At 36.1% G+C, this 12864-nt stretch carries 6 protein-coding genes and 1 pseudogene; 1 reads left to right on the top strand and 6 read right to left on the bottom strand.

Annotation, left to right across the window (positions count from 1 at the left end; translation table 11 throughout):
* Positions 1 to 9 precede the first annotated feature (9 nt).
* Positions 10 to 522 (bottom strand): hypothetical protein, encoded by a 513-nt coding sequence (locus FZD51_RS03915; protein WP_148973570.1) that lies wholly within the window; start codon positions 520 to 522, stop codon positions 10 to 12.
* A gap of 175 nt (positions 523 to 697) precedes the next feature.
* Here FZD51_RS03915 and FZD51_RS03910 point away from each other — a divergent pair, with 175 nt between their 5' ends.
* Positions 698 to 1816, top strand: coding sequence for a DUF3800 domain-containing protein (locus tag FZD51_RS03910; RefSeq protein ID WP_148973569.1), 1119 nt, complete (start codon positions 698 to 700; stop codon positions 1814 to 1816).
* A gap of 132 nt (positions 1817 to 1948) precedes the next feature.
* Here FZD51_RS03910 and FZD51_RS03905 read toward each other — a convergent pair.
* From FZD51_RS03905 to FZD51_RS03885, 5 genes and pseudogenes are all read right to left on the bottom strand, one after another.
* Positions 1949 to 4419 (bottom strand): annotated as a pseudogene (locus tag FZD51_RS03905) (DUF2357 domain-containing protein).
* Entirely contained in the window at positions 4391 to 6781 is a 2391-nt protein-coding gene (locus tag FZD51_RS03900) for an AAA family ATPase (RefSeq protein WP_420886210.1), read from the bottom strand. Before FZD51_RS03900 ends, FZD51_RS03905 begins: the two are co-directional and overlap by 29 nt.
* 107 nt (positions 6782 to 6888) lie before the next feature.
* Positions 6889 to 7239, bottom strand: a complete 351-nt coding sequence (locus FZD51_RS03895) for a hypothetical protein (protein WP_148973568.1) — start codon at positions 7237 to 7239, stop codon at positions 6889 to 6891.
* Positions 7240 to 7420: 181 nt separating this feature from the next.
* Positions 7421 to 9331, bottom strand: coding sequence for a DUF1998 domain-containing protein (gene drmB, locus FZD51_RS03890; RefSeq protein ID WP_148973567.1), 1911 nt, complete (start codon positions 9329 to 9331; stop codon positions 7421 to 7423).
* The gene (locus FZD51_RS03885; RefSeq protein ID WP_148973566.1) at positions 9328 to 12852 is read right to left on the bottom strand and encodes a helicase-related protein; all 3525 of its coding nucleotides are present in this window, start codon (positions 12850 to 12852) and stop codon (positions 9328 to 9330) included. Before FZD51_RS03885 ends, drmB begins: the two co-directional genes overlap by 4 nt.
* Between the last annotated feature and the right edge of the window lie 12 nt (positions 12853 to 12864).

Raw genomic sequence — 12864 nt, 5'->3', positions numbered from 1 at the left:
TCTACAAAATTATTTATAATTTCCTATCCACCGAACCAACCTCGTTTTACTCGAATCATACCACTGCGAACACAACAGATACTTCTTCCCGAAAACGCTAATAGGCTTAGCATAATACCGGCTCCGCCCAGTATGATCCATCTTAAGTTCATCAATCTTACCCATGTCCGTTACTTCCCTAAGCAAAGGAAAATTCAGGTCAAAAGTATTTTTAGAATACCTTTTGTCCTTCAAATTCTCTATCACAGATAGTGGAACACGGCCACTTTCCAAAAGGTTTTTCAAGTCTGTTTGGGCGATAACCCCTATCTTTCTTTCGAAAGCAGGCGCGGTTTCTACTGCTTCCGCTACTGCCACCTCTTTTTCAGCAGCATTGTTTTCTTCATGCTTTCGGACTTTCCGACTTAACTGCTTAAGCAGCGTTTTCTTTTCCTCTATCTTTTGTTCCAACTCCAACAGTTCTTTCTGCCTTCGGGTGATTGTTGTTTCAATTTTTGAGAGTTCTAGGGATTTCTTAAGCATAGGATCCTCCTCTATACGCAAGCACGATTCCCGGCTATATCTATGTTATTATAATTATACCAAATAAACCCATAAACAAGGATATAATTCCCACGCATCCACAGAGGGACCCGTCCCCTTGGCTTCGTGATTCTTAGAACTACAAACTTAATTTATTTGAAGGTGAGGAATTTTAATGGAATATGGAGTAATTAGAGAACAAGCAGTAAACCTATATAAGAATATTGATACTACTTTAAATTTTGATGTAAAGTATTCTTTTTATTATGATGAAACAAATAACTACAGGGTATTTCGAATTAAAGACGGAAAACTAAACTTTGATAAAAACAAAGATTTCGTTTTAGGGGGAATAGCCATTGAAGAGAACTTTCCAAACATTTATGAAGACTTTATTGAATTAAAAAGGATATTAATACAACCAACCTTGGATGAAGTAAAGTTTATATATGTTTGTGGTAGAGGAAGTGACTTTTTAAAGTGCATTTCAAGTAAGAAAATTAGATATTTCTTATCTTGGTTGTTAGAAAAGGATATCTATATACATTTTCAAATGCTAGACAATCTGTATTATTCTTTAGTAGATATTATTGACTCATTAGTTACGTTTAATATTTTGGAAGAAACCAATTACTATAAAACATTGTTATACCGATTCGTTTACTCTAATACTAATTCCTTTATAAAGATATTTGAAAAGCACAAGTACCCAAATATCAGTAAAAGCTCTAGTGTATCTTTTTATGAGGATATAATTCAATGCATCAAAGATACTAATTATAATTCTCCAGAATCACTAATAGAAAAAAATGCCCTTATTTACCTAATTAATAAAAATAAAATGAAAGAGCCAACCTTATTATTAAATAATACGGACCTTTTATTTATTAATGAATACAAACTATTATATGAGAGAAATATATATATGTTTAATCAATCAAAACATTACTTTGATGAAGAAACTGAAGTTCAAAAACAAATGAACCCAATTTATTTAAATAAAAAGTTATTGAACAATTATAAGTTTAAAAAGTCTCATGAGGACATTTACATTCAATTGTCTGATGTAATTGTTGGATTACTCGGAAAGCTATTTGAATTTATAAAACCAATAAATAATTCAGAGATAAAGTACGTCTTTGACTCTCTACATAGTTACCAAAAAGAAGGATTAGAGTTATTAATAAAATTATTACATAAGTCCTATCAGAAAAATGGAGCATTAAGGAATAGTTCAATGAACTTGGATTTAAATTATAAATTTGACGTTCTCATGCGTTATGACAGGATATAGAAAAGGAGAAGAGAAATCATCAAACGATTTCTCTTCTTCAAATATTAAAGTATAAAATTATTTTATTAATCATAGTTGTCTAGTTATAGCCATTCACCTAACCACAAAATGCCAAGGAACCGCCCCCCTGACTCAACCCAACATCTCAACCAAACTCCTAAAAACCCCAGCCGGATTCCTCTGCAACACCTCAAAGTAAACCGTCTTATGACCACTTGCACCAATCAAATAAACTTCCCTCTTATCCCTATCAATCCTCACCAAAACATCCCTAATCCCATACTCCTCAACCCTAGTAGCAGCATCAAGATCAACAGCGTCAAGCCCAATAGATATCCTGTCCGAAACCCTCCTGAGCATTCTCCATAAAGTCTTTTCCTCCGCAGACTTCATGAACAGTTCAGGCAGCTCTGCAGCATCCTTCAGATTGCTCAATGTGGTAAACATATACTCAGCAATCCCATATCCTACAGGCTTAATGATCGGATTACAATTAATCCAATGCTCCACTTCGAATTGCATATATTCCTCTAATCCTGATCTCAATGGCTTAATATCCTTAACCCTGCCATAGCAAATAACTCCATTATGCTCTAGTACACCGCTCTTCACATAAAGAGCGATATACTTAGTCTCCTGCCATCCCGCCCTCAATTTATCTACAGGAATACGGTAGCAGCCAGTCTGTCTATAGCTCACATACTCTTCACGGTCTCTAACCAGCCCGATGAGAACCTTCTCTTCCAGGCTGGAGTTCCACTCTTCTAATGTACCTCTTGGCAGGATTCCTTCTTCCTGGATTTCTTCAGGGCTTTTTTCAATCAGCCTTTCCACAAATCTCTCGACCAGGTCAGTTGCATTCGGGAGAAATGGCAGCCCGCCAATGTTTACTTTGTCGATGCTTTTATAGAAGTGATGTTCCTGGTAAAGTTCTTCGTTAAACCATGGAAAAAGGACATACGCTCCAAAAGCGGTTCTTTCGTATGGCCCATCATTATGGGCAACAATAGAATCCCGGTAACGGTGCATGGTGTTAATGTCGTCCTCAAGTGGTCCTGGCTGCTTGTATCGGTTTTGATAATAGCTTCCTTCTTGGGCGTAATCAATACGATACTTGGTATCAAATACATAATTGTAAGTAAAGCCTTTCCCCTTTTTCGCTATGCTGAGCATCGTATCGGGCTTTTGAGGAATGGTTGGCAGACCACTTTCATACTTCTGGTATGTCAGTATAATTTCTTCTTTGGTATAAGGATGTTTATATTTTCTTGTCGCTGAACGGTTGGTTTGAAGATTTACAAACAAGCCTTCACGGTTTACCTGAATAATGTCCTGGCTCATCAGCTGATATTTTTTATCAAGAATTTGCCCGAGCTTCAAGAATGTCCAGTATTCATACAGAGTGGCTACATCTTTTACAGACATCTGATAAAGCTTTCCCTGAAGCATTAACCCTTTGGAAACCGTCAGATAGATTTGAAAAGCATCGCGGTAGCCTGGTGCCATTTGAAGCACCAAACTGTGAACAGAACGATCAAGCTTCCTTATTCCCTTCCAAAATGGGCTTTTCTGCTTCCCCTCCAGCTGCTTAATCATCTCGATCAGTTTATCTAAAAGATCAGTGTCTGGTTCTGTTTCCCATCTTGAGTTTCTATTCCTCAAAGTATCCAGCAAATCATAAAGCTTGTGAGTGACCCGCTGCATCATCCATTTTACATACCGGTTTTCTAATGTATCATAGGTAAGCTCCTTCTTTACGCGGAGACCTTGTGCTGGCATGAGTGTTTTGTGATTGATATGGATGCCATTTGGAACCTCTGTGAATAGGTGAGGCCTTTTTTGCAGATAGCTCCTGCTTCTGGAGTCTAGCTTATTTAACTGGTCTCCCCTCACCTTTTCATACGTTTTCTGGAGAAGATGATGAGGCTGCCGCTCAATGCGGTTTACAGCCTGAAGCAGCTGATCAAAATGCTTACTGATCAAACGGTAAAATTCACTTCGTGATGGCTTGCCATCTAACTTCACTTTAGCCCCTAAATAGGTTTTCCGGATAAAATGAAAGGCAAGATTATATATTTCATCGTTCACTTCTTCCAGCAGCTTTTTATAATCATTTTTGTAATCAAGCTTTGCCGGGAAAATCTCTAATGTTACTTCTAACAGCTTTTTATTGCCATCTCTAATTTCAAAGGTCGTCAATCCCACTTCATTCTGGAACTGTAAATTCCCCATCAACATATAAGTATGGGCGATCTCCACTCTGGCAACGGATTGCCTCAAACCTGGATGTTCATGATAAAAAGATAAGTCTCTGCTTGTTTTAGGTATGACAATAACCTGATAGACTCCATTCTCGAAAAAAATGGGCCTTAATTGAGTAGATTCCTGAAGTACCTGCGCTTCAATATCATAGACTAATACCTGATTTACCATATCCCCATGAACAGAAAACTGCATCACATCATGCCTATCCATGGCACGATACTGTTTTAACCCTTCATACCTCTCATGATAAGGCTTTCCTTTCACCCAAGAGAAAAATCTTCGGTTTCAATCTTAACCAATTCAACATCATCACGAGGTCCAGAAGGATGTAAAACCATCGTCCTTTAACCTCCTAATCATCTCAATCACTTTCCGAGCGCTCTTAGGATAAATAGCACTTTCTTCATAAAACTGGGTTACCTCATCCTCCTGATACTCCGTGTTAGTGAAAATGAGATATAACTCCCTTAGCAGCCTATCAATTCTTTGGTCACTCCCAGACAGACGCGGCAGGATCTTCTGGAGGATGCAATGATCAAAGGCTTCCTCAAAAGTCATCAGATCACCGTCCTTGTTATAGGCCAGATAGAAGCAGATCTCATCCCTAACCCGGTACCCAATATGGGCATTAATCAGCTGAAGACTCTTATTTATCCTAACCAGCTCACTTGTAGCCTTCTCAATAATCTCTGTATCTTCCTTGTACAGGTCCTTTAAGTGCAAGTACTTTGATGCCAGCTGAGTTTGTCCAATTAATAATGGATCAACTTCATTAAGGTCATGGAGAAAAGATAAATTGTCTAATTCAACCCTATTAAACTCGATGGTATTGGCACGGTCCAAAACCTTTTTACTAAAAGGGTGCGTCGTTTCATCCATATTAACGGTCCCAATCACATAAAGATTATTAGGGAGTGTGACTTCTACTTTTGCGGTCTCCTCCGATAATAAAACAGACGAAACAACCTTCCCATTCTCCCACCTTCTGCTCTCCATCACACTAAGAATATCACTGAAATAGTACTCCACCCGTGCCAAATTCATCTCATCCAATAGAACAAAGTAAGGCAAATCAGGCTGCTTTTGCGCTGCTTTAATCGCTTTGGTTAATGGCCCTTCTTTAAAATCGCCTTTGATATCCACATATCCTAATAAGTCAGAACCGTCACTCCAATCAGGACGAACAGGAATCAACGTAAACTGCCCATTTTTCTCATTCGCACCTAAGCTTTCGGCAAACCATTGAACCATTTTGGTTTTACCTGTTCCGGAGATGCCTGATAGGATCACAAAAGGTTTGGTTTTTAGGGATAGGAATAAGTTAATGACTTCTTCCTTTGGGTAATAAAAACCCTTACTGGCTATGTATAGATTGATATGGTCAATTACTTCTTGTAAAGATAATACAGGAAAATCGTTTTCTCGCACCATGGAATGAGCTGAAGCTGAGGTGTATTCTGAATTTAACCTATCATCTAATACATCCCACTCCTCATTTACCAAACCTGCTTCTCTCAGCCAATTAAGAATATTTCTTGTCCTATATTGGGAAACAGATGGTTCCATTAAATTATTGCCCTTAGAGTTTCTAACAATAGTCATTCCAATTTCCGAGAGCAATGAAAGCTTATCAGATTTATCTATGCCTTTTATAAGGGAAAGAATCTGATAAACCACTAAAAAATATGGATGCTGCAAGATTCGCTTTGATAGAAATTCGGCTTTATTTAATGCAGATTTATATTCTTCCAATATACTTTGCTGAATTTGATAATCTCCATTTAAGAAGCCTAATAACCTTAGCCCTTGACGAGCACGAAGCTTTAGCCGTTTTATTGAGTCTTCTTTGTATGTCTGAGATATCTCTTTAGGGTCTATTTCCTGGTTTACAATGTCGTTTAAAAGCTGTAATGTCTGCTCCAAGCTAGCTTCAGGCAACTGGTCTGTAGTAAATTCTTTTAAATTGATTTTAGGTATACCGTTACTTATAAGATTTTCAACAAAAGGTAATTCATGAAAAAATGCCATGATGAAACGCGATCTGCCCTTTGTCTCAATAAAATCATCTGCTGTGGCTATTCTAACTTTTAATAACTCTTCCCATGCCCTTACAAGAAAATCAAACTTAATGAAAGAATATGGTTTTGGCTTCTTTCCTTCTGCGTACTTTTGTCTCGAACTTTCAGTCTCAACAAAAATTCCATCATCATTTATATTAGTTATCCGATTCGGCTTATTTGTACTTAAGGTTCTGACTTGCGGTTTATTTTTGGCTAAACCCCAAAATAGAAGTTTTATCAGGTTACCTGGTGCATCTGCATTTTCATCAGAATTTTCGTTTGCAGCTTTTGATAATAATTCTTCCATTTTGACATATTTTATTGGATTGCCTGAACCTCTATGTATATCATGCACATTAACATTTAGAAGTTTTGAACGCATAGGCTCCTCAGCAATTTTCCCAACCAGAATAAAACGCCCTTTGTTATCTGGATGTTTGTCCATCTCATAGCTATCAAGGCTATACACTTCTTTTATTTCATTATTATAAACCGCACAATAAAATTTCAAATCGCCAGTACGAAGTCTACTCTCACTAATTACCCAGCTAACGCTGGTTGCATGGTACAACTCTTCAGGTGTCATACCATCTTTATATGACATTCCAATTTTGATTAAAATTGTATCTTCCCTGCCCATACTTCTGCTCCTTTCCAACACAACAAACTTAAGAGATATTAATATTCAATAGCAGAAGGCGCTTGCCCCCAAAACTTTAAAGCTATATCAAATTTGGGATCAGCCACTTAAATTACATCCTGTAATTCAGCAGTCAGTAAGTTAAACTCTCTCAAAAAAGAAGAAAGTTCTTCAACTGATTGGAATTTAAAAGAATACCCATATGTTATAGGAGTTTCGCCCGTATTGATTCTCTTAGGAAATCTCTTCAACGCTGTGCTATGGGTTAATCCCTTGGCTGCGTTTTTCAGCAAAAAATAATTTTCTACAGTGACGGGGTTTAAAGCTACTGTAATTTCCTTATAGGGCAATAAATAAGCTACTTCTTCTGTATGTACATTTTCAAATTCAATTGCTTTGATTGTCTCTTGCTTCAATGAAAAACTTTTATCTTTAAATGCTTGAATTAACTCTTCCATAAGAAATCTTCTCCTATTATTTAAAATCACAGTATATATTCTATCTTGAGTAATGCTTCCTTATCAAAACCCATAAACTAAAAACCTAGCTGAGCCAGTGGAATATGCCCTTTGCACCGACTCAAAAGGAGCCAAGGGACCTGTCCCCTTGGCTCCTTTAGTACTGGACTCAAGAAATAGATTAATCAATATTAAAAAAACCTATCTTTGGATCAATCAATAAAGTTCTGTCTAAAAATAAATTTCCTAATTCACATGATGTTTCTGGGAGATAGGAACAACTATGACACGCTGCACCATTAAAGTTATTGACACCTTGACCAGAAGTTTTACCAATTTCAGAACACACTGGGTCGGAACTACACCATCTAGCCTTATCGATAGCCTTTTCCACGACAGGAAAAAATCTTTCTTTCTTACCCATTCTAACTAGTCCCCCAAAGGTGCCGTCAACATCACCTGAAGAAGTATAAATTAATACACCGCATTGATTGTCATTAAAATACATGCGCTCACGAAGTGAAGCTGAGTTATAACCACAAGTTAAAGCAAGTTCATCAATGATAATATGCGACAAAGTGTGTAAAAGTATATTCCTAGGTTTTAGTAAAGTATCATCAACATTTGCTCCTTTTTTTTCTATTCGAGTTATTAATTTGTTAAAGTAGCGGGAAACATCACTTCTCTCTTCCCAAGAGATTAATTTTTCTAAGCTTAAAGTAAAAAATATTCCTTCGCCATATACTTTGTATGCAGGTAGCCAATTATTTTCTAGTAGATCCGGATCTTTAAATAATAACCTTTTACCCTTTACTATTTGATTTTTGCCCTCATCTTCGTGAGTACTTAATCGGTCAAAACCAATTAAAGCAATAGTTTCTTTTAACTTTGTTACCCTATTGATTAAGTTAAAATTTATAGATACTTCATAATCTGATCCATCTGAAGGGTTCCATTCTTTTCTAACCTTTAAATTTTTTGTATCAACATCCTTTATTAGTGTTTCAAATTCTTTTTTTCTTAATTCGATTTCTGCTTTTCTAGTATTAACTTGTTCTGGTAATACTTCATCCTCTTCTATTGCACCTTCAATATAAAGTATTGCAAGTTCAATATCAGAATCACTATATTCACTTATCTCAGGTGGACATAATTTTTTGGCGATTTTCATCTTTTCTTCGAGTTTTTCAAAGTCATTCAGCCACAAAGAAGTTATTCCATACTTTTCAAACATATCTATTAAATTTTCAACTTCTATATTATGTTCCCCCGGCAGATGAATTGCACTTATCGTATTTGGAAAGTAAACATTTATAGAATTTTTTAATGCAGCAATAGGAAAGCCAGAGCAATCTTCAATATCTTTTTCAGATCCATACCATGGCTTTTTACCCGGACACCTATACAATTCATTTGTTTTTCTGTTCAATATTTTACTTAATTCACTGATACCACTATCATCCATATCTTCTGTAGTTTTTCGTGACATAATCCCTTTTAAAGATCTTTCGGTATCTTTACCGCAACTACATTTAACCTTTAAAGAATCTAATGTTGCACCACCAGTTGAAACAAGTTTCATTAACCCTTCACAATTTGTTTTTTCATCACCATGAACCCACTCTCTCCAAGGAAAGTCTGAAATATGACCATGTTCACAGACAATCACAAAAGGTACCTGTATCATTTTCCTTTGTTTTTTGCATTCCTTACAATCCAGCCAACTAGTTCTAGAGGCCATAGAAGTTTGATGTAACGTTTTACATACTGGACAATAGTGCCATGTAGGAAACCGCAATAATGGAATATATAAATCCGTATTGGTCTGGGTTATAGCATTACCTCCACCTTTATACTGATAACCCGGTCTAAAATCAGGAGGTAATAATAGTTTCTTTACCCTTAGTAAAGATCTTAGTCTAGGTTCTTGGATTTCAAATTCCTCAAAAGATTTAATTCGGTTTTCGTTTTTATCATAAAACCATTTATCAAGAGAACCAATCATTGCTGATTCTCCTTCTGGACTAATGACTAAGGCACCAGGTCCAAATGTAGTAACAAGTTGCCCTCTTCTTAATGGTAAGTCTCTCATGAGAACAAAGCCTCCCAACCACTCTCACTCTCGTTGCTATTACTATCAAAATCTTGATATATTGATGCAATTAGACCTCTGCATTCTGAATCTACATTTCTCATCGTATTTATCATTGGTTCTGCTTTACTTTTTAAGGTTTGCGGAATAGTAGTTCCTGCTGAATACATATAACCATTAACTTTTGAATCAACCTTCCAAGCAGTATAACCGCCACGCTCTAACCGTTTCAAAATTGTAAGAAACCTGCTCTTAAGTTCATCTACTTGTTCGGGATCAACAAGTGTCGCTCTTTCAATTAATCTATTATAAAAAGGCAAGATTTTATTATTCAAATGCTTTTTGATTTCATTCCAGTCAGGAGTTCTTGCTACATCGTCATTTAATGCTTGTCTTAAAAAACCAATAACTACTGCATGCAGCCCTCTATCTAAACAAGAATCAGAGAATGGAGTTACACTCGTAGATTCAACTTGGGCATACAACTTTTGATGATATTCTCTAAAATGTTCAAAGTGAGATTTATCTCTGGACTTAGTATTTGAGTATAAAGTGAATATTAATCCTGGTCTTTCCCACCAGCGCCTGCCAACACGCCCACTTACCTGAATATACTGGGCAGTCATCTTTGGTTGACCCACAATTGCCATAACAGACAATCGATCAATATCAACTCCAACTTCAATAATATTTGATGCTAAACATAGATCAATTGTTGAATCTCTTCCTTTTTCTTTGTTTGGATTATAACTTATTTTTAAATCATCTATAGTCTTAGTAATTTCATGACTTTGTTTTCCAGATGACAATTGCAATACACTATTTGTATATCTTATATCTTTCATCAACCCTTTTCTCATTGACATAGCACCAGAATATTGTGGTATGTCAGTTTGTGACAAAGTCAGACCTCCACCCAATTCACGAAGAGTATTATAAAAAGAAAGAAGTGTCCAATATGGGTCCCGCTCATCTTCAATTATTTCAGCAGAAGATTGTAAGATTGATGAGAATGTCATTACTTGTGACATCATGATACGAACTGTGGTAGTATAAACACCAACATATTTTCTACCGGGCTTTGGTTTTCCGTTTTCCTTATCCATTGCTGGAGTTGCAAAAAATGAATCGGTGCTTTCTAACCCCGGACTTGGAAATAGACGGGCATCTTCTCTGCCGAACAAAGCAAGTGCTTGCTCCTCAAATTGTTTTATAGTAGCGGTTGCTGCGATTATCTTAGGTTTAATAATAGTACCATTTACTTTTTTTATGCATAGTTCTTCTATCAAAGTTTCAAACAATCCAGTAAGTGTTCCCAATGGACCCGAAATCAGATGTAATTCATCTTGCACAATTAATGAAGGTGGGCTAATAACCCTTTCTCCTTCTTTATCTAAGCCAAACAATGCTCTTGCTCTTGGCTGCCAAACTAATTGAACAAACTTATCAACTGTTCCTATTAAGAAAGTTGGTCTCTTTTGGTAGATGGTTTCATCAACGATATGAATTGGCAGTTCATCGTAAAAATGACAGTTCTTATCTGGACAATGTACTACGAGTCTCTCATTGTCTGAAATTTTGTAGCCAAGGTAGTGTTTCTTCTTATTACCTTTCTCCTCATAATATCCTAGATTAGCACCACACCATGGACAGTTGTTTACAATAAATTGAGGTACATTCTTTTCATTTTTTTGAAGTTTATTGAGAGCCGTTTTGGCTGCTTTATTATTATTTGGTGTAGTCTTGGAACCTACCCAAATACCAATTGAGAATGGAACATCACCAAGTTTATTGCGGTTTTTTTCCCGAAGATATTCTAAAGAACAAATTAACCGGGAAGATCTTTGAAACTGGTCAGCAGTTAAAAGACGTAAAGTATATCTCATCATGATATCTACACCAGCGTCCACCGGATCATTAAGACGCCTTAGTATCATTTGAAAGGCAGCAACACCTAAATAAGCCTCTGTTTTACCCCCACCAGTAGGGAACCATATTAAATCAACTATATCCCTTGATTGACTTGTTTCATCCACTAACGATTCGATAGACATTAATATAAAAGCAATCTGGAAGGCTCTCCATGTATTATTTGCATTTTTAAGTTTATTTTCATCGAAAACACTATCTTTAAAAGTTTTATTAAAAATAAGTTGTTTGTTTTGGATATTTCCATAACGTTTTACTTTCCCATTTTCTTGTTGTAAAAGAATAGCAGTGTTGGCTAAACGGAAGGCATCTAATATTTGGTTATCTTTAAGCAACTCTAGACCCCTTATCATTCTATCTAAACTTTCTTGACATAGGTCCATGTGCTTTTCGGCAGCTTTTTGTAATGTTTTGGGAAGATCTCCAATCTCTTGACGTTTTGTTAAAATCCAATTTTTATACCCATTTATTAATGGCTGTAAAATATCTTTTGGATGGGCGTCAGAAGATAGTCCTGCTAAATCACTCATTCTAATTTCAAGTTCTACTTCCTTGCCATCTTTTTTCACAAAAACGTTTGGAGTCATACTAAGTGTTTCATACTCCGGCATAAACGTTGTAGATATCTGTTGAATTTTAGGACTGTTTTGTTCCCAATGAGCGGCACATCCGTGACCAAACGCATACACTCCCTCATTGCGGTAAAGAAGTTCAGTCGAAGCCTCTTCGTCACTCATTATCCTTTTCATTTGATATTGTTTTGGATAAACAGAAAACGAGAAGTTATCAGCTGTACTTATTTTCATAACAGATTGAAACAGTATTAATTGCTGACTATTAATTTTAGATAATGCAGAACGATTAGTAGTACTTATTGTAATAACATACTTCCCGTTCACTTCACGAAGGCGTGCCTGAAAATGAATGTTGTACTGACTTATCTTTTCCCCCTTTTTATTCTTCATTTCAACCGTTTCTTCTATCTGTCTTTGACTTATTAGTTTTTTTATTTCTAGATTCCATAAACCTTCAATAGACTCTCGTAACCACCATTTAATACTATTGCTCTCACCTTTAACTTTTACATTATGTGGAGTATAAGTTCCCCCCTCGATAGAAACTTTTAATTCTGGTAGGTCTTTATTTATACAAAACGTTAACCCCATAGTTGAGGGCATAAAATCATTCTTTTGTGGAAATAACTCTACCTCTCCTTCATCTTCAGTTGTCTCTATACCTTCCTCACGCTCAAATAACTTATCTACATCATCATTATCTTGGTTATCATTTAATTCTTTATCAATGGGAGTTTCAAGAGAAGTTTCCTCACTTTCAATTGTACCTAGGGGAAATAAATGCCCACTAACATATCGCTGAGTTGGGGTTTCTCTTTGAAGTATCTCTTCTTTTATTCCTCCTACTTCCCAATAATATGGTTTGTACAATTCTTCTCTTGTTTCAAATAGTGTAGTACCAACAGGGTTAAATTTTAAATAATGTTCTCTAATCTGACCTGGTCCGATTATCTCCTCTTTAACATTGTCTAAAACTTTTTGGCGGTTTCTTAATGATTTATCTATAGTTATTCCCATAATTTATTCCTC

Source organism: Bacillus infantis, from assembly GCF_008180445.1.
In the GTDB taxonomy this organism is placed as follows: Bacteria; Bacillota; Bacilli; order Bacillales; family Cytobacillaceae; genus Bacillus_AB; species Bacillus_AB infantis_B.
Note: the sequence above shows the minus strand (reverse complement) of the source record. Positions and strands in the feature narration are given on the sequence as shown.

What these genes read in the sequence shown, in the direction of transcription:
- FZD51_RS03900 (WP_420886210.1), bottom strand. Translation starts at nt 6,781, where the DNA reads ATGGGCAGGGAAGATACAATTTTAATCAAAATTGGAATGTCATATAAA.
- FZD51_RS03915 (WP_148973570.1), bottom strand. Translation starts at nt 522, where the DNA reads ATGCTTAAGAAATCCCTAGAACTCTCAAAAATTGAAACAACAATCACC.
- FZD51_RS03895 (WP_148973568.1), bottom strand. Translation starts at nt 7,239, where the DNA reads ATGGAAGAGTTAATTCAAGCATTTAAAGATAAAAGTTTTTCATTGAAG.
- FZD51_RS03885 (WP_148973566.1), bottom strand. Translation starts at nt 12,852, where the DNA reads ATGGGAATAACTATAGATAAATCATTAAGAAACCGCCAAAAAGTTTTA.
- FZD51_RS03910 (WP_148973569.1), top strand. Translation starts at nt 698, where the DNA reads ATGGAATATGGAGTAATTAGAGAACAAGCAGTAAACCTATATAAGAAT.
- drmB (WP_148973567.1), bottom strand. Translation starts at nt 9,331, where the DNA reads ATGAGAGACTTACCATTAAGAAGAGGGCAACTTGTTACTACATTTGGA.